The organism is Candidatus Hydrogenedentota bacterium (assembly GCA_035450225.1).
Classification (GTDB): domain Bacteria; phylum Hydrogenedentota; class Hydrogenedentia; order Hydrogenedentales; family SLHB01; genus DSVR01.
This window is the reverse complement of record DAOTMJ010000041.1, coordinates 16160-34291: the sequence shown is the minus strand read 5'-3', so window position 1 is coordinate 34291 and position 18132 is coordinate 16160. Positions and strand designations below refer to the sequence as shown.

The following is an 18132-nucleotide window of genomic DNA, read 5'->3' as shown; positions in this document are numbered from 1 at the left end:
ACCCGCGCCGCCGCCGCCGCCACCGCCGCCGCCGCCGCCACCACCGCCGCCACCGCCGCCGCCACCGCCGCCACCGCCGCCCGGACCTGCCGCCAAAACCAGAGAAGAGGCATCCGCTGTAAATGTCGCATTACCCCCCGGAGAACCGGTGCCGCCGCTACCACCGACCGTGGCATTGCCTGTTCCAGGCGCGCCGCCGTTTCCGGGATAGTCACCGGCGGACAAAAGCCCCGGCGAACCGCCGGGCAGACCATAAATGATTTCAATACCCAAAAAAGTCAAATCGGCCAGCGTGCCGCCGCTGCCTACTTTTGTGCCCGCCGTGCCACCGGATCCGACCACGGTCGAGCCGGTGCCCGCCGAACCGCCCGTGCCGCCCGCACCCCCCGCGCCGCCCGCAGTGGCCACATTGCCATAACCCGCGCCGCCACGGGCCCCGGTGACGCCGGTATTGTCTGCGCCGGGCTGGCCCGCACCACCGGGCGAACCACTCGAACCGGCGGAACCCGGAAGGCCGGGATTGCCTGGATTGGACGCGCCGCCCTCGGCGCTTCCGCCCACGCCACCCGCACCGCCGTTGCCGCCCATGCCGCCCGCACCGCCCGTGCCGCCCGCGCCGCCTTTCGATCCCGCGCCACCCGCACCCCCTGCGCCGCCTCCGGCTGTTCCTGCGGAAACATCGAAACTCGAGCCGATGGTCATGTCGCCCTTGGCCGCCAATGACAAGGGCCGCGCGCCCAGCACAATCACGTTTACGTTGCGATCAATATAGACGTTGTTGAAATCGAACACCGCAACGCCGGTATCCACGCGTCCGCGATATAAATAAGAAATGGGAAACGAATCTATGACCAGCGTCGGCGGCGTGATGCCCGTGTCAATGGTAATCGTCTCGCCTTCCATGGCCACGAGATCAAGCAACACGCCTGAACTTTCGTATGGATCGGCATGGGCGGTCGCGCCTCCCCACAAGGCCGCCAATCCCAACACAAGCAGACATGCGAATACCGGACAAAAGCAATGAAATTTCGTCATGACACACCCTCTCCATTAATCTGCCGACAGGCACACCTGTCTGCCCAAGTCTTTATTCATCTGAATCTTATCATAAAACTTGGCTATCATGACAAAATTCTTGTTCAAGACGACCTTCAAGTGTTGCTTGAGCACCGGATTCCTGCCTGTATCCATCGGCCCTGAACGCGCATGGATTTTTTTAGGCGCGGAAGGCAGGAAAAACTGTTCAGCCTGTCTTTTCCGAAGCCACGCCATTTTCGCGGACCGGCTCGTAATCGTGCTCGTTATCGTCATCGTAATCGCACTCTAAACTCCGCGATTTTCGCACTCGCTAAATCAAGGAATATTCATTGGTTGTATGCATTATCCAAGACTTTTGTTTTTCTTGGAGAAGCCAAACCTTAAGGCATTGACGTGGGAAACGCTATCCGCGGAGGCGTTTATTCAGGATCCGTTTTCAACCTGCGAGGATTCGGCCACCCTCGAAACCCCGCATCGAACAGGGATTATGGGTTCAAAGGGGAATGTGTCGGCGTTCCAGACCGTGTTCGGTCCGTTCGAGCGTGACCAATTCTCCAACGCCGTGATCAAGCAGGTAGGCGCGGGCTTCCAGAATGCCGGCGCCGACTTGCGCGACCCCATGGCTGTCGTCGCCGAAACACACGCCGATGCCGAAATGATGGACTGCGCGTTCCAGCAGCCACGGCGCCGGATAGGGCGTGTCGAACCCTTTCCGGTAGGCCGCCGTGTTGATGTCGAGGATGCTCCCCGCGTCGCGGATGGCTTCCAAGGCGCCGTCGGCCGCGTCGCGGATGGCGGGTGTGTCCACGGGACCGTGCGGCCGGGCATATTTTCGGATGACGTCCAAGTGTCCCACCACCTCCGGACGCAACGCGCGGACCATCGCCGCGACCCGCTCGTAATAATGCACGGCCATCGCTTCCAAATTCCGGTACTCCCTCAGCGCCTCGTCGAAGGATTCCTGTGAATAGTCCGTGATGCGATCATCGATCCAGTGGACCGATCCGACCACGTAGTCGAAATGGTGGCGCGCGCGCAAATCCAAGGTGATGTCCACATACCGCTCCCACGGAACAACTTCCGCCTCAAAACCGCGCAACACCAGCAGCCGTCCGGCATATTCTCCCGCGAGCAACTGCGTTTCGCGGGCATAGGCCGCAAAATCGCGCTGGATCTTCGGTACGTCCCAGCCGAGTTTGATTTCCTCCGGATAGAGAAATCGCGGATCGTCGCGCGGTGCGTGCTCCGTGACGCCATAGATGCGGTACCCCGCCGCCAGCGCCGCGTCCAGAATTTCACGCAGCGTGCTGTCCGCATGATCGCAATAATCGCGGCTGTGCCCCCCATGAAGGGAAACCGCCCACGGCGATCGTTCCAAAAGACTCATGACAACTCCAAACGGTCACGCATCGGCGTTCCATTTCAAGGCTGCATCGCGCCGACCCTGTCCCATCATAGACCATGTCCGGGAAACACGGCAACATGATCATGTCGATTTTCTATCCGCATTCAAGGCGAATCCGTTGCATTGCCTCAATCAGGGGCATGTTTTTTGTCCGCCATTTCCGCGCAACATGCACAGAAGTTGCGGATAAAGAAACGAAAAACGTATTCAGGCCCGTCAACATGATTTAGCAAGTGCGAAAATCGCGGAGTTTCGAGTGCGATTACGTTGACGAGCACGATGATGAGCACGAAGAGAAATTGGATTGTGAGTGATACCCACGTCCAATCATGACGTTTTGGAACAAACGATACGACAGGAAAACGGCAAGATGCCGCTTCGGCCGAGGACGCGACGCCCTTGCCGCATTCCTTGTGTGCGGATTTGGAATCATCATGATGTTTTCCTTGCCGGCAGACCGGTTGCTATGACCCGGGATGTGCGGTGATGTAAAGTATTGTCATGAAACCGCGCTCGCCATACCGGCCCGGATTGTTCCGTTACCTGTGGGTATGCGGAATCGCGATGGCGCTGGGCTGGGGAATCCGGGGGCAAATCGGCCACGAACGCGGCGCCATGCTGGCGGGCGTGCTGGGCGCCTTGGCCGTCATTCTTGTGACCCCGGACCGCCGCAAGCGCCTGCGGTTCGCGTGGGTGTGCATGGGCGGCGGAATCGGCCTCGCCATCGGTGGTTCGATGAGCTACGGAACCGTTGCCGGATCGCTGGGCAAGCCGGACTGCGCGATCTTGTGCACGTCGCTCCTGTTGTTGAAGGGGTCGATCTGGGGCGCAATCGGCGGCGGGGGACTGGGCATGGCGTTGAGCGATGTCCGCTACCGCGCACGCGATGCCCTCTGGCTGCTGCCGTTGACCGCGATCTATCTGCCGGCCAGCGCTTGGCATCCCGACGGCGAATGGTCGCGTTACGACAATACCTGGGGACTTCTCGCGGCCGGATTGGCCTTTGTGGCATGGCTTCGCTTTGTCAAACGAGATCGCGCGGCCTTTTTCGCGGCGGTAATGAGCGCCGCCGGTTTCGGAATGGGCTTTCCACTGGGAAGCTGGTGTTGTGTCTTTGGAGAACGCACCGGCCTGCCGATTGACTGGTGGAAAGTCGCCGAAATGACTTGGGGGCTTTGCGGCGGCCTGTCCTGGGGCGTGGCGGTCCGCGCAATGGACGAGGACGCCGTCTCGCCGCCGGAACCGCTCCAAGCGTGGCCCGCCGCGCTGGGCATCGTCTACGCCGCATGGTTCGTGCCCCTGTGGAACGGTCTCAATGTCTTCACATACTGGGGGTTGGAACGCCGCGTAATGCCCGCGGGCATCGTGGCGGTTTACGGCCTGCTGGCCGCGGCGGCCCTAGCCGGCCTGATCTTCTGGATGCGGCTGGCCGATTGGCGCACATGGAACGAAACGAAAACGGCCAAGGCGCTCATGGCGTGGATTATGACGGGCGCCTTCTGCTTGCAATTCGTCAAGATGGCCTATCCGGACGGCATGTACGGCGTCGGCTTCTGGTTCACGCAGATCGTTTTCTTCGCGCTCATGATGTTGCTGGGGCGCCATGTCGCCAAGGGAACGCCACGGGTCTTTTGACCTTTTTTTTTGCGGAATTCCGCACCAAATGTGCGGAAATTCGTATCCTGAAGGGCGCAGGGGGGAAGCGCCCGGCTCGAAATGCAAGGACTTACGCCGTTTTTCCGGCGATCAGGATTTGGCATAAACGTTGCGTTCTCTAATCCAACCCCTTGTGGGTGTCAAGCAGTCGCCATGGTTGGCCCCGCAGGCCGCGCTTCCGACTACGACCGCACGACTTCGCGGCCTGCGGGCGCCTCCTCCTAGCGGAGGGGGTCTTTCTGAAATTGGCCTGGAAATAACCGATTCGGTATGATGACGCCGGTTTGGGCGAAATGTCCGGACCGGCGCCGTGTTTTTCGGAAACGAGGAGGGACCGAATCATGTTGCGAGTGGGAATGGCCAGTGGCTGGCATGTGCATGCCCGTGGGTATGCAAACGAACTGAAGGAAATCCCCGGTGTGGCCATCACGGCCGTGTGGGACGAGGATTCGGACCGGGGAACGGCGTGGGCCGCCGAACTCGGTATATCTTTCGAACCGGACCTGCAACGATTCATGGCGCGCGGCGATGTGGACGGCATCGTGTGCGATGCCCCCACGAACCGCCATGCCGAAGTCATGATCGCCGCCGCAAACGCGGGCAAGCATATTTTCACCGAAAAGGTCATGGCGCCGACTGTCCGGGAATGCGAGGCCATCGCGGATGCCGTGCGCAAGGCCGGCGTCAAGTTCTGCATCTCGTTTCCCGCGCGCACGCGCCCGAAATTTCTCTTCGCGAAACGAGTCGCGGAGGAGGGCCTGATCGGCGACATCACGCTGCTGCGCGTGCGCGTTGCGCATGACGGGGCGAGCAGCGGCTGGTTGCCTCCGCATTTTTACGATCCCGTGGCCTGCGGGGGCGGCGCAATGATGGACCTCGGCGCGCATCCAATGTATCTTGCGCGCTGGATCCTCGGCCCCCCCGAACGCATTCATTCCACCTTCCTGCACAAGACGGATCACGCCGTCGAAGACAATGCCGTGTCCGTCATCGAATTCGCGAACAAGGCGATTGCCGTCGTCGAGACCAGTTTCGTCTCGCGGCATTGTCCCGACATACTTGAACTGCACGGGACGGCGGGTTCGCTGTTCACCGGCGGACCGGAAGACGGCGTCCTTCTGCGTTCGGACAAGGCCAGCGGCGCGATCCAGGGCTGGATTCGCCCCGTGGACCTGCCCCCCGCCCTGCCGCGTCCCATCCGCATCTGGACCGACGCGATCCTGCACGGCATGCCGATTCCCTTCGGACTTGATGAGGGCATTCAACTTACCGAATTGATGGAAAACGCCTACAAGGCGCGCGAACAGACACGGACGATCGCGTAGCGGAGGCGAAGATCATGCGCAGGGCGGCCTGGATGTCAACGATCGCGCTGGCGGGTCTGTCCACGAATGCCTTCGGGTTCGGCATGAGCACGCACGCCTACATCGCATGGCGGGTCTGCGGCACGACATGGCCCGAAGTTCTTTACGGTTCGACGGCGCCCGATTTCTTCGGCATGGCCCCCTCGCCGGAAATCAAAAATGCGATTCAGTCCATGACGCATTTCGAGTTCGACCGTCTGGCCCCGGCCCCATTTTCGATGGGATTCGCCACGCACAACGGCGCATGGGGCGCCGACCATTACGCCCATTGCTACTACGATCCCGGCGCGCCGGACACGTATTTCACGGCGCGCATGCGCCAACTGGAAGATGAATTCGGCATCAGTATCTATCGCGGCGAAGACGTTATCGAGGCCGTGCTCGATTACCTGATCCGCCGCGACTTCGGCCCGTGGTGGGGCGACGTCATGGCGCGGGCGGCCGAATCGTTCACCTCCACGCACGCCCAACTACTGGTGGACGCGTTCGCGTGGCCTCTCTCGCAGCGCGTGCCGGGGTTGACGCTCGAACAGGCGCAGTCCACGATCCATGCGATGGCCTCGAATTATCGCACGTTGATCCGTGTCTACGGCATGCAACTGGCCATGCAGGATCTGCCGGCTATCCGCTCGATATTGGTCCAAGGCATGGCGGCAATCCTGGAAACCGATGAAATCACGGCGGATGCCATCATGGCCCGCGCGGAGGTTCTCTGCGGGGACTACCGCGCGGAACTGGACGCCGTGGCGGCATCGGTGCGCGATGAATTGAAGACCACGGCCTACCCCATGCCCGCGTGCGACGCATGGCCCTTGATCGCCGCGATTGCCGCCGTTGCCTGTCTGATCTTCCGAAAAAGGTCCCTGAACGTGTGAACGACTCGGTTCGTCCCTGTTGACAACGCCCATCCGCCGCTTTTCTTTTCCGCCTTCTTTTCCCGCGAAAGAAAAAGGCGGTTACTTGCGTTTGACGCGGGGGCCGTCGGGCGTATCCTCGATGATCCAGCCATCGTTCGCCAGTTGATTTCGAATGGCGTCGGCGCGCGCGAAATCCTTGTTTCGCCGCGCCTGCTGGCGTTCCAGGGCGAGATCGAGCACCGCTTGCGGAACGGCGTCTTCCATGACCGGAAACAGTCCTGTAACCGCGTCGAGCCGTTCGAGCAGCGCGGTGGCGTTTTCGGCGCCGCGCGCCCCCGCCTCGCCGCGATCGATCAGCCGGTTTACATCGCGGACGAAATCGAACACGGCCGCCAGTGCGCCGGAAATGTTGAGATCATCGTCCAACGCCGCGCCGAACGCCTTTTCGCAGGTTTCGATTTCGGCGGCGAGATCGGATCCGCTGCCCATGGCATTTTTCAACCGCAGCCGGAAATCCTTGATGCGCTGCAGGGCTTGGTTCGCGGCCTCGACGGCCTCGAACGTGAAATTGCTCGGCTGGCGGTAATGCGTGGCGAGGAGCACCCAGCGAATCGCGATCGGATTGTGGCCCGCCTCGACCAAATCCCGCAACGTGTAGAAATTTCCAAACGATTTCGCCATTTTCCGGCCTTCGACCATCAGATGCGCCGAATGCAGCCAGTATTTGACGAACGTCTGCCCTGTTGCGCATTCCGATTGCGCAATCTCGTTTTCGTGATGCGGAAACATGTTGTCAATGCCGCCCGTGTGGATGTCGAACGACTCGCCGAGGTATTTCATGCTCATCGCCGAGCACTCGATGTGCCACCCGGGTCGTCCGCGCCCGAGTTCCGTGTCCCAATACACATCACCATCGTCGGCGTCGTGGGCCTTCCAAAGCGCGAAATCCCGTGCGTCCTCCGTGCCGTACTCGTCGAGGTCCACGCGGCCACTCGCCCCCTCCTTGAGCCGGGACAGGTCAAAATGACTCAGGCGCCCGTAGCCCGGAAACGAACTCAACCGGAAATACGTGCTTCCGCCCGCCTCATAGGTATGGCCCTTCTCGCGAAGCCGCTTGATGATGGCCACCATCTCCGGGATGTGGTCCGTCGCGGCGGGATAATGCTCCGCGCGCTCGATGCGCAACGTGTCGAGATCCGCGAAGAACGCGTCAATGTACTTTTTCGTAAGTTCCTTGAGCGGCACGCCGGTTTCGCGGCTCGCGCGGATGGTTTTGTCCTCGACATCGGTCAGGTTCATGACCTGCGTGACGGCATACCCTCGATACTTGAGGTGGCGGCGCAACAAATCCTCGAACAGGTACGTGCGGAAATTGCCGATGTGCGCGAAATTGTAGACCGTCGGGCCGCAGGTGTACATGCGGACTTGCCCCGGGATCAGCGGCTCGAATTCTTCCAGCCGCCGTGACAATGTATTGTAAAAGCGAATGGCCACGACGCCAACCCTCCCACGATCCGACCGATCCGTCCGATCCGACCGATGTTCTCAACTAAATAGCGCCTCGACGAATTCCCGCGCATTGAACGGCTGTAAATCCTCGACGCCCTCGCCGACGCCGATCGCCTTGATGGGAATGCCCAACTGTTTCTGGATGGCCACCGCAATGCCGCCTTTTGCCGTTCCGTCCAATTTGGTCAGCACGACACCGGTGACCTTCAAGGCTTCGGTGAAAAGTTTGGCCTGCTGCAAGCCGTTCTGTCCCGTGGTCGCGTCAAGCACCAGCAGCACATCGTGCGGCGCGCCCGGCAGGCGTTTCCCGATCACGCGCTGGATCTTCTTTAATTCTTCCATTAGGTTCACCTTGGTGTGCAACCGCCCGGCCGTGTCTATCAGCAGGCATTGCATGCCGCGCGAGATCGCGGCGTCGGCCGCATCGTAGGCCACGGCGGCGGGATCGGCCCCGTCCTTGTGCTTGACAATCGGCGCGCCCGTCCGCTCGCTCCAGATCGTGAGTTGTTCAACCGCCGCCGCGCGGAACGTGTCCGCCGCCCCCAGCATGACGTTCTTGCCGTCATTCACGAGTTGGGCCGCCAGTTTGCCGATCGTCGTCGTCTTTCCGGAACCGTTTACGCCGACGATGAGCGTCACGTGGAGACCGCCGTCCGGCGCGGTCCACGTCATCGCGTGATCGCCGGGTTCGAGGATGGCCACCAGTTCGTCCTTGAGCACCGCGTACAATTCCTCCGAAGACGTGAGGCCTTTCTCGCGGGCGATGCGCCGCATGTCCCCGATGATTCCCATCGTGGTTTCGACGCCCAGATCGGCTTCGATCAGGATTTGCTCAAGTTCATCGAAAACGTCATCATCTATCAACGGCCGCAGCGTCAGCACCCGCCGCACATTGTGCACAAGACTCGTGCGCGTCTTGCTCAACCGCTCGCGCAGGCGTCCAAAAAAGCCCATGATTCGCTCTGTCTCCCAATTCGATTCAACGCCGAATCGTATCCGCCCGCGCCTGTTGTCCTTGACGCAATCAACAAACGCCCCCTTGACAATTGCGGGCACGGCGCCAGACGCAGGATAAACAAAACGGAATGCTATCATGCCTTGCCGGAATGGCACAAGAAAACCGGAAACTGGGGAACAGGGCCTTGATCGGCCTTGATTCGCGGGAATCCGGTCCTTATGATTTCGCCTTATGAGCGCGGTGGTGCTGGAACTCGACGATATTCACAAGGGCTTTGGCGGGGTCCCCGCGTTGCGCGGCGTGCGGTTGGAGGTGTGCGCGGGCGAGGTGCACGGGCTGATCGGCGAGAACGGCGCGGGAAAAAGTACCCTGATCAATGTCGCGACGGGGTTGTTTCGCCCGGATGCGGGCACGATCCGCTACACAGGACGGCCCGTGTCCTTTTCGACGACGCGGCAGGCGGCGCGCGCCGGGATCGCGGTGGTCCATCAGGAAGCCGATCTCTTCGCCCAGATGAGCCTCGCGGAAAATATGCTGTTGGGACGCGGCCTCGTGCGCTGGGGGCCTTTCGTGGATTGGCGCGCGACGTATGGCGAGGCGGAGCGCATCATGTCGGCGATGGGCGAATCGTTCGACGTGCGCGCGGAGGCGGGGGGGCTGTCCGTGGCGCGGCGCATGATGGCCGGCATTGCCGCGGCGGTGTCCGATCGGGCCCGTGTGCTGTTTCTGGATGAACCGACCTCCTCGCTCACCCTGAAGGAAATCGAAAACCTGTTTGCGCGGATACGCGGACTGCGCGACGCGGGCGTGGGAATCGTCTACGTCAGCCACCGGCTCGAAGAGGTGCTGGCATTGTGCGACCGGGTCACCATCATGCGCGACGGCGAGACCGTCGAAACGCAGCCCGTGTCCGCATTGACAATGGACCGCATGGTGGCAGCGATGGTCGGCCGGGCGGTCGTATATGAACAGCGGCGCGAAACGCGGGCGCCGGGCGCGGTCCGGCTGCGCGTCGAACGGGCCGCGAGCCGGTCGGGCGCGTTTCACGACGTGTCGCTCGACGTGCGCGCGGGCGAAATCGTCGGCCTTTACGGATTCGTGGGCGCGGGCCGCAGCGAGTTTGCCCAGGCGCTGTTTGGCATCGAACCGCTCGCGTCGGGCGCGATCGCCGTGGACGGCGAAACGCTTGCCGTGCGTTCGCCGCGCCAGGCCGTCCGGGCGGGTCTCGCATATCTCCCCGAAGACCGGCTGGTGCAGGGCGTGTTCCGGACGCATCCCCTTCGCGCGAACGCAAGCGTTGCGGCGTTGCGTAACCTGTCCATCGCCGGCATGGTGCGCGCGCGCGCGGAACGGGCGCTCGCGGCGCGGATCATGCGCGAGATGAACGTCCGCGCGACTTCGATGGAGCAGCCCATCGGCACGCTCAGCGGCGGCAACCAGCAGAAAGTGGTCTTCGGGCGCTGGCAGGCCCTGAATCCGCGCGTGATCCTGCTCGACGAACCGACGCGCGGGGTGGATGTCGGCGCGAAGGGCGAGATCCACAAATTGATCCGCGACCGCGCGGCAAGCGGCGCGGCGATCCTGCTCATCAGTTCGGAACTTCCCGAAATCATGGCGTTGAGCGACCGCGTCGTCACGCTGTCCGAAGGCCGCATCACTGGATCTTTCGTGCCGGGCGCGGACGGTGAGGAGGCCATCGCAGCCGCGGCGGTTCCCCGCGCCACGGAGGCCGGGGCGAACACCGCCGCGCATCCGCGGCCAGGCGCCGTTGCGCGCCTGCTGCGTTTTCGCGCATTGGGCCTGCTTGGATTCATCGCCGTCCTGTCGCTCGTCATGACCGTGCTGAAACCCGCCGAATTCGCCAACGCGCGCAACCTTTTCGACATACTGGCGAACGCGGCGATGCCCGCCATCATGGCGCAGGGCGCGATGCTGATTATCTGCGCGGGTGGGATTGATATCTCCGTCGGTTCGATGATGGGGCTTGTGGCGGCTGCGTCCGCGCTCGCGGCCAAGGCGGGCGCGCCGCCGCTGGCATGCCTCGGGCTGGCGATAGCGGCGGGCGCGGGCTGCGGACTGATCAACGCGGGCCTGTCGCTCGCGGCGCGGATCCATCCGATCATCGTGACGCTCGCCGGACTCAGCATCTACCGCGGATTCATGCGGATCGTAACCGGCGGCAGCGAGGTTATGCAGTTGCCGCCGGGCTTTCGCGCGATCGCGGACGGCCTGTGGTTCGGCCTGCCCAAAATCTGTTACTACGTCATCGCGGCGACCCTGATCACGCACCTGATCCTCCGGTACACCCTGACGGGGCGGCGCGTGCTGGCCCTGGGCAATTCCGAAACCGCCGCGCGCCTCATCGGCTTGTCCAAGACGCGGTTGACGCTGTTTGTGTTCGGCGTGTCGGGGGCGTTCGTGGGTCTGACGGCGGTGCTGGCGTCCGGCTACTACGGCACGGTGCAGGCCAACACGGGCGAAGGCATGGAACTGAAGGCGATCGCGGCGGCGGTCATCGGCGGCTGCAACATCCTCGGCGGACGCGGATCGGCGCTGGGCACGCTGCTCGGCGCGTTTCTGGTGGCGCTCTTGTACAACATGTTGATCCTGCTCGAAGCGAGTTCGTATTGGCAGAGCATTTTCGTCGGGGGCCTGATCCTGATGGCCGTGGCCGTGGACGCCCTGCTGCAACGCGCGCGGGGGGGCGGGCGATGATCCGCCGCATGCTACTTTCCCGCGAGGCGGTTCTTGCCGGTGTGCTTGCGATCCTGTTTGCCGGATTCGGGATGTTTGTGGACGGTTTCCTCGACGGGTTCAGTCTGTTCGAACGCGCGCGGTACTGGGTCGTTCCGGGACTCGTCGCGGTCCCGATGACCTTCATCATCGCGACGGCCGGCATTGATCTTTCGGTCGGATCGATCGTAGCGATGTGCACGATCGTCTTCGGGCTGCTTTACAGCGACGCCCAGTGGCCCATTGCGGCGGCGGCTTGCGCGGCGGTGGCGGCGGGCGTGGCCGGCGGCGCGGTCAATGGCATGGCATCGGGTTTCCTGGGCATTCCGCCGCTCGTCGCGACGCTCGCGACGATGGCGCTGTTTCGGGGCGTCGCGATGGGCCTGAGCCAGGCGCGCACCGTCAGCGACTTTCCCGAAAGTTTCCTCTGGATCAGCCAGGGTGACGCCTTCGGAATTCCCCTGGGCGGCGGCGACACGGCGTTTGTGCCCGTGCCGATTTTCGCGCTGCTGGCGGCGGCGGCGCTGGGCTGGATTCTGATGCGCAAGTCGTGGATCGGACGCTTTGCCGAGTGCATCGGCGAGAACCGGACCGCCGCGCGGTTCGCCGCCATTGACGTGGGCCGGATGACGCTCGCGCTGTACACCGCCTGCGGCGCGGTGTGCGGCGTGGCGGCGCTGTTCAACACGGCGCTCTATGCGACCGCCAAGGCCGACGCCGCCACCGGCATGGAACTCGAGGCGATCGCCTGTGTCGTCGTCGGCGGCACGCGCGTCAGCGGCGGGCAGGGTTCCGTGCCGGGATCGTTGCTTGGCCTTTTGATCATCGGCCTTCTGCGGTACGGTCTCGAAATGGCCGGCGTGAAATCGCAGCATGTGGTGATATTCGTCGGCGCGCTGCTGATCCTGACCGCCGTCTTCAACGAATGGATGGCCGCTGCGCGCACACGATCGTGACCGCGAAGGCAGACGGGCTTTCGGCGGACCTTGCGGCTCAGGCGTGTTTGTGGCACGAACAGCCGGGGTAGTTCGGCGAGTAGAGCGTGCTCGTGGGCCGGAGCGCGAGGCGGCCGTTTTCCACGAACGTTTCCCCGCGCGGGGCCAAATGTTCGACGAGCCTCGCGCGCCACAAACGCAGGATTTCCGCGTGGGAGGCATCCCCTGAACGATCCGTGGTTTCATGCGGATCGCGTTCGAGATCGAACAACTGCTCCGAACCGTCCATCGCGTGGAAAATATACTTGTGCTTCCCGTTCGTCAGCGCGCTCCAATGATTTTCCGGCGCGTAACAGATGTCGTGTTCGAGGTCGAGAAACGGACGCCAATCGGCTGCCGGATTGCGCAGAAGATTCAGCATGCTGCGGCCGTCGAGCGATTCCGCGCCCGGCGCGCCCGCCGCGTCGAGAAACGTCGGAAGCACGTCGCGCAATTCGACCGGCCTCGCGGACACGGCGCCGCGCGGTGCGTCCGCCGCGCCTTTCGGCCAGCGCATCAGCATGGGAATGCGCGCGGAGGATTCGTAGGCGTAGGACTTGCGCCACAGGTGGTGGTCGCCGAGCATGTCGCCGTGATCCGCCGTGAACACAATCAGCGTTTCGTCGAGCCAGCCGCGCTGGTCGAGCATTTCGAGAATGCGCCCGATCTGTTCGTCCACGAACGACACCGAACCGTAGTACGCCTGCCGCGAACAGCGCACCTGATCCGCGCCGAGGTCGCCGTGCCATATCGTGTCGTCCGGCCCGCTGCGTTCGGCATGCCGCGACGCCCATGCGCCCACGGCGGCCGCCGGCAGGTCCGCGTCGCGGTATCGCTTCAGGAACCGTTTCGGCGGATCGTAGGGGCTGTGCGGACGCGCAAACGAAACTTTCAGGAAAAAGGGTTCCGCGCGATCGTATTCCTTGATGAAGCGCGCGGCCGTGTCGCCCGTCCAACGCGTCGGATGCAGGCGTTCCGGCAGGGCGTACGCGCCCGCCCTGTACGAATTCCAGCCGATGCCGGTCGCGTCGGGATTCAATGCCGGCGCCTTCGAAGCGAACCATGCGCGGTAATCGCTTTGGAAACCCGGGGATTCCGCGCGCCCGGACTCGTCGAGCAGCATTTGGTGGAACCCGTGCGGGTTGCGTTGGGGATGCCAGTGCATCTTGCCGATGCCGCACGTGTAATACCCCGCATCCCGCAACGCGGCGGGCATTTCAACGGGATATTTTTCCCCTACTCGCCCGTAGCCCAGCAGTCCGTTGCGCCACGGCCCAAGGCCCGTCAGCAACGCGGCCCGCGCCGGCGTGCAGGTCGGCGTGCAGGAATAGGCGCAGGAAAACAGGACGCCTTCGCGGGCGATGCCGTCGAGATGCGGCGTCGAGATTGCGCGATTGCCCGAGGCGCCCACGCAGTCCGCGCGGAATTGGTCCGCCATCAGCAACAGGATATGCGGCCGTTCGCGCGGGATCCTTCGTTTTCCCGCCGCCAGCGATATCGCGGCCGCCGACGCCGCCATGAAACCGCGGCGGGTCAAATGGGATGCACGACCGGTATTCATGCTTTTTCCTCCGACAACGCACTAAGGCGGCTCAGCCGCAATGCATCAATCAAGGGCATGATTTCTTTGTCCGCAACTTCTGGGCATCACACACAGAAGTTGCGGACAAAAAACTAAAAACGCATGAATGCAAGTATAGCACGGCGTCCGCCGCGCCTCAGCCGGCGCCCGGGGAGACTGAACCGGACGACCGCCGCAATTCGATGAGGACCGCCTCCGGACGGCAGTTGTAGCGGACCGGCAACGTGGACGCGCCAAGGCCGGTGGTCGTAAAACCCTGCATGTTCCCGTGGCGCCACGGACCCGCGCAAAACCGGCGTGAACAGCGGGTGTTGAGAAAGAACGGTCCGATGAACGGCAGGCGGATCTGGCCGCCGTGCGTATGACCGCAAAGATACAGGTCCGCGCCGTGTCGTTCCGCGCATTTGACGAGTTCCGGCGAATGCGCGAGCAAGACGGCAAACGCCCCGTCCGGCGCGCCGTCGAACGCGGCGGCAATGCTCGCGGCGCGAAAATCGTGCGGATCGTCCACGCCGCCGATCCAGATCGTCGCGCCGTCCCGCTCGATGGCGAATCCCTCGTTGATCAACATGCGGATGCCCATTGCCCGCATCGGTTCGACCATGGCGCCGATATCGTTGTTGCCGAGAATACCGGTTACGCCGTTCCGTGCGCGGACCGCGCCCACAATACGCCGGAGGCCGGCATAAACCGCTTGGCACGACGCGCCCTGATTGAAACGAAAATCCCCTGTCAATACGCACAAGTCCGAGTCGATCCCCTTGACAAGCGCGCAGGTCGTTTCGGTCACGTCCAGCCGCGGGTCGAAGTGGAAATCCGAAAGGTGCAGGATGCGGAATCCATCGAAGGCCGGCGGCAGGCCATTGAACATCGGCGTAAATGTGCGCAGTTCCGGCTGCGAGGCATTGCGAACACCGCGATCGAAAAGGCCAAGCCCGCGGAGCAGCGCCCTTGCCGCCACGACGCGCGGGCTGTCCGGATACGGGCGATCCTCGAAGGACCGGCGTTCCTGCCGGGCTTCGCGCGCGAGGCGTTTGCGCCATAATTCTCCGCGGGCGCGGACCGCGTCACGCGAATCGCCTGCTTTTCCGCTCCGAATCAATACCGGGGTTCTCCTTGCCCAAAGGACTCCGAGCCAACGAACAAAGCCGGCCCCATGCGCCATTCCCGCATGTCTTGGGTATCATATTCGATCGCATGGCGTTTGAGGAACAAACAAGACTCATCCTGGACGGATGCTTTTCGCTGCCGTTCTTCCGGTTCCGCGATGCACCGGCGCGTTCAACGTAGACGCGGCATCTTGCCGCGTTCAACAAGAGTCTGGAAGACTCTTCTACCTTCTTCACGAATCATTTGCCGATGCAAAACGTTGAAAAGATGCGTGCAAGCAGATCGTCCGGCGTGGTCTCGCCGGTTATTTCGCCGATTGCCTGGATCGCGTCGCGCAGATCAATGCCGAGCAATTCGGGCGAATCGCCGAATCGGGCCAGGGTGCGCTCGACCGCTTCAACGGCGCGGTGAAGACTGTCTCGTTGGTGGGCGCGGGAAATCAGGCCCTGCTCGGGCGCGACATGCGCATCGCCCAGAAGCAGGCCGGCCAATCCCTTTTCGAGCGATTCGAGGCCTTCCCCGGTCAGGGCGGAGACCGGCGTCGGCCCGTGGAATCCCTGGAAGGCCGGCGGCAACGCGGCGCCTCGCGCGATATCGGTTTTGTTCAATGCGATCCAGACGGGCCGGTCGAGGCCGCGCAATTCTTCGGCCAGCGCCACGTCCGCGTTGGTGGCGGGCGACGTGGCGTCCACGACGAACAAGATGATGTCCGCGGCCTGCATGGCTTCGCGCGCAATGGACACGCCGATGCGTTCCACCTCGTCGTTTGCTTGGCGCAAGCCCGCCGTGTCTACGAGGCGCACAGGCACGCCCGACAACGTGATCGTCTCTTCAATGCGGTCGCGGGTGGTGCCGGGCTGCGCGGAGACGATGGCGCGCGCGTCGCGCAGTAGGGCGTTGAACAGGCTCGATTTTCCCACGTTGGGGCGCCCCGCAATGGCAATGCTTGCGCCTTCGCGATACAACCTGCCGGCTTCGGCGGTGTCCAACAGCGCCTGCATGCGGGCCCGTGTGTTTTCCAGCCGCTGCCGCAGGGATTCGTCGAGCAATTCCGGCAGATCGTCGTCGGGAAAGTCCACGGATGCCTCGACGCGGGCCAGCGCATCCGCCAATTCCGCAGCCATCGCATGCAATTCCTTTGACACCGCACCCGAAGCCGCCGCCGCCGCCGCGCGCAATCCGGCATTCGTGCGCGCCCGGATGTGGTCCGCCACGGCCTCGGCCTGAACAAGATCGATGCGCCCGTTCAGGAAGGCGCGCAGGGTGAACTCGCCGGGCTGCGCCAAACGCGCGCCGTGGCGCAGAACTTCATTGAGAACCGCCGCGACGGGGCCGGCTCCGCCATGGCAGTTGATTTCAACGACGTCTTCGCGCGTGTAACTGTGCGGCGCGCGCATGACGTGAAGCAGAACCTCGTCAATCATCCCCCCCTGCGCATCCCGGATGTGCCCGTGAAACACGCGCCGCGAATCGCGCGCGACGTCGCGTCTGGTGGAAGAAACAAAAATCCGCGCCGCGACGGCAACGGCATCGGGGCCGCTCAGTCGCACAATGCCGATACCGCCTTCGCCGGGCGGCGTTGACACGGCCGCAATAGTGTCTTCGGGACTCTGGATCATGATGGAAACCGCCCCGCTGTCCTTCGCCGGCGTCGGGACCCCGGTTTCTCGCACAAGGGGACCACGGCGATGGGGGAAAAAATATCCACGGGCATGTTGTTCACGGCCAATGGCGCCATCCTGTTCATCCCGAAATATCCAGAGGCAGTTTCACGGGTTGCCGGGTCTGGTAGGCCTGCTGGGCGGCGAAGACGACTTCGTGGGTCTTGACGGCGTCGGCGAGGTTGCAGTGCGATTCGTGGCCGGTCAGGATGCAGTCCACGAAATGGTCCATCTGGCCCTGGAAGGGATGGTGCGACACGTCGGCGCTTTCCGGCAGGATGGTCGGAATCGTGACCCAGTTGCGCTGTCCGGGGAACTTGTGCGACCAGACGCGGTTGTCCTTGATCGTGCCGCGGTTGCCAAAGACTTCGATGGGAAACGTGTAGGGCATTACGCAGCCGTAGTTGACGGACACTTTCGCGAGTACGCCGTTGTCGAAGCGAATCAGAACCATTTCGAGGTCGTCGTATTCGAGGGGCGGCGCTTCTTGCCACCGGCACGTGAAATAGTTGTATTCGGTCTTGAGTCCCTTGCGGTATCCGCCGGCATAGGCAAAGACCTCGACGGGTGTGGCCGCTTCATACCGGCCTTTCCCGGCAAACCAGCGCGCGGCATCAACGGCGTGGCAACCGCCGGTCAACAGTGCGCTGACACCCTTCTCTTTTGTGCGCGCATCCTCGTAGCCGGTCCACCAACTCGCGATGTCGTGCTGATAGTCCGTTTCGACGCAGTACACGTCGCCGAGAAAATCGTCGGCCACCATGGCCTTGATTGTCTCGAACAACGGATTCCAGCGCAGGACGAAACTGACAATCGTCCGCACGCCGGCCTTGTTCACGGCATCGAGCATGGCGCGCATGTCCGCCGGACTGTTCGCGACGGGTTTTTCGATGACGATATGTTTGCCGGCCTGCGCCGCGGCGATGGTGTTTTCCGCGTGCAGGTGTTGCGGCGTGCACACCGACACGATGTCCACGCCTTCGTGCGCCAGCGCCTTTTCGTAATCCGTGTAGAAAGCCACATCCGTCAACCCGGCTTCTTCGGCGCGTTTCCGGCAACTTTCGAGTTTTCGGCTCGATATGGCGATCACTTTCGTGTGCGGATTCGCGGTAAACGCCTTGATGTGTTCGCCGGCCACCCAGCCTGCACCATGAACCAGCACGCCCAATTTGTGTTCCATTTTCATTTCCTCCTGCATGTCCGCGCCTGTTTTGAGCAGGCGGCGGGTTGAAACGATCCTGTCCTGTCCCACGGCGTTTTCTTTTGGACAGGATAACAGGATTGT

14 protein-coding genes are annotated in these 18132 nt (G+C 62.9%); 6 read left to right on the top strand and 8 right to left on the bottom strand.

Going from position 1 to position 18132, the window contains the following annotated elements:
- Window positions 1-1035 (bottom strand): hypothetical protein (locus P5540_16610; protein ID HRT66439.1); only part of this gene is annotated, 1035 nt, incomplete at its 3' end.
- 88 nt (window positions 1036-1123) lie between these two features.
- Between P5540_16610 and P5540_16605 the strand changes: the two genes are divergently transcribed.
- Window positions 1124-1327 carry a hypothetical protein gene (locus P5540_16605; protein ID HRT66438.1) on the top strand — a complete coding sequence of 68 codons (204 nt, stop codon included), beginning with the start codon at window positions 1124-1126 and terminating at the stop codon, window positions 1325-1327.
- 204 nt (window positions 1328-1531) lie between these two features.
- Here P5540_16605 and P5540_16600 read toward each other — a convergent pair whose 3' ends face one another.
- Complete coding sequence (locus P5540_16600; protein ID HRT66437.1) at window positions 1532-2425, bottom strand: histidinol-phosphatase; 894 nt, start codon at window positions 2423-2425, stop codon at window positions 1532-1534.
- A 519-nt stretch (window positions 2426-2944) separates the two neighbouring features.
- Here P5540_16600 and P5540_16595 point away from each other — a divergent pair.
- From P5540_16595 to P5540_16585, 3 genes are all read left to right on the top strand, one after another.
- Window positions 2945-4078: a hypothetical protein gene (locus P5540_16595; protein ID HRT66436.1), complete on the top strand. Its 1134-nt coding sequence runs from the start codon at window positions 2945-2947 to the stop codon at window positions 4076-4078.
- Between the two features lie 362 nt (window positions 4079-4440).
- Window positions 4441-5424 carry a Gfo/Idh/MocA family oxidoreductase gene (locus P5540_16590; GenBank protein HRT66435.1) on the top strand — a complete coding sequence of 328 codons (984 nt, stop codon included), beginning with the start codon at window positions 4441-4443 and terminating at the stop codon, window positions 5422-5424.
- A gap of 14 nt (window positions 5425-5438) precedes the next feature.
- Entirely contained in the window at window positions 5439-6338 is a 900-nt protein-coding gene (locus P5540_16585; GenBank protein ID HRT66434.1) for a hypothetical protein, read from the top strand.
- 81 nt (window positions 6339-6419) lie between these two features.
- Here P5540_16585 and cysS read toward each other — a convergent pair whose 3' ends face one another.
- On the bottom strand, window positions 6420-7814 hold the full coding sequence (gene cysS / locus P5540_16580) for a cysteine--tRNA ligase (GenBank protein HRT66433.1): 1395 nt from the start codon (window positions 7812-7814) through the stop codon (window positions 6420-6422).
- Window positions 7815-7865: 51 nt separating this feature from the next.
- Complete coding sequence (ftsY, locus tag P5540_16575; protein ID HRT66432.1) at window positions 7866-8783, bottom strand: signal recognition particle-docking protein FtsY; 918 nt, start codon at window positions 8781-8783, stop codon at window positions 7866-7868.
- Window positions 8784-9018: 235 nt separating this feature from the next.
- Between ftsY and P5540_16570 the strand changes: the two genes are divergently transcribed.
- Entirely contained in the window at window positions 9019-11502 is a 2484-nt protein-coding gene (locus P5540_16570; protein ID HRT66431.1) for an ATP-binding cassette domain-containing protein, read from the top strand.
- Between the two features lie 8 nt (window positions 11503-11510).
- Entirely contained in the window at window positions 11511-12476 is a 966-nt protein-coding gene (locus P5540_16565; GenBank protein HRT66430.1) for an ABC transporter permease, read from the top strand.
- A gap of 37 nt (window positions 12477-12513) precedes the next feature.
- Here P5540_16565 and P5540_16560 read toward each other — a convergent pair whose 3' ends face one another.
- The 4 genes from P5540_16560 to P5540_16545 form a co-directional block, all read right to left on the bottom strand.
- Window positions 12514-14055 (bottom strand): arylsulfatase, encoded by a 1542-nt coding sequence (locus tag P5540_16560; protein HRT66429.1) that lies wholly within the window; start codon window positions 14053-14055, stop codon window positions 12514-12516.
- A gap of 157 nt (window positions 14056-14212) precedes the next feature.
- Complete coding sequence (locus tag P5540_16555) at window positions 14213-15178, bottom strand: metallophosphoesterase (GenBank protein ID HRT66428.1); 966 nt, start codon at window positions 15176-15178, stop codon at window positions 14213-14215.
- Between the two features lie 247 nt (window positions 15179-15425).
- Window positions 15426-16805 (bottom strand): tRNA uridine-5-carboxymethylaminomethyl(34) synthesis GTPase MnmE, encoded by a 1380-nt coding sequence (gene mnmE, locus P5540_16550; protein HRT66427.1) that lies wholly within the window; start codon window positions 16803-16805, stop codon window positions 15426-15428.
- A gap of 124 nt (window positions 16806-16929) precedes the next feature.
- A complete protein-coding gene (locus tag P5540_16545; GenBank protein HRT66426.1) occupies window positions 16930-18099 on the bottom strand; it encodes a Gfo/Idh/MocA family oxidoreductase in 1170 nt (389 codons plus the stop codon).
- Window positions 18100-18132 lie beyond the last annotated feature (33 nt).

Bases quoted from the DNA above. Each gene is read 5' to 3' on its own strand.
- P5540_16605 (HRT66438.1), top strand. From the start codon at position 1,124: ATGACAAAATTCTTGTTCAAGACGACCTTCAAGTGTTGCTTGAGCACC.
- P5540_16600 (HRT66437.1), bottom strand. From the start codon at position 2,425: ATGAGTCTTTTGGAACGATCGCCGTGGGCGGTTTCCCTTCATGGGGGG.
- P5540_16595 (HRT66436.1), top strand. From the start codon at position 2,945: ATGAAACCGCGCTCGCCATACCGGCCCGGATTGTTCCGTTACCTGTGG.
- P5540_16590 (HRT66435.1), top strand. From the start codon at position 4,441: ATGTTGCGAGTGGGAATGGCCAGTGGCTGGCATGTGCATGCCCGTGGG.
- P5540_16585 (HRT66434.1), top strand. From the start codon at position 5,439: ATGCGCAGGGCGGCCTGGATGTCAACGATCGCGCTGGCGGGTCTGTCC.
- ftsY (HRT66432.1), bottom strand. From the start codon at position 8,783: ATGGGCTTTTTTGGACGCCTGCGCGAGCGGTTGAGCAAGACGCGCACG.
- P5540_16570 (HRT66431.1), top strand. From the start codon at position 9,019: ATGAGCGCGGTGGTGCTGGAACTCGACGATATTCACAAGGGCTTTGGC.
- P5540_16565 (HRT66430.1), top strand. From the start codon at position 11,511: ATGCTACTTTCCCGCGAGGCGGTTCTTGCCGGTGTGCTTGCGATCCTG.
- P5540_16560 (HRT66429.1), bottom strand. From the start codon at position 14,055: ATGAATACCGGTCGTGCATCCCATTTGACCCGCCGCGGTTTCATGGCG.
- mnmE (HRT66427.1), bottom strand. From the start codon at position 16,805: ATGATCCAGAGTCCCGAAGACACTATTGCGGCCGTGTCAACGCCGCCC.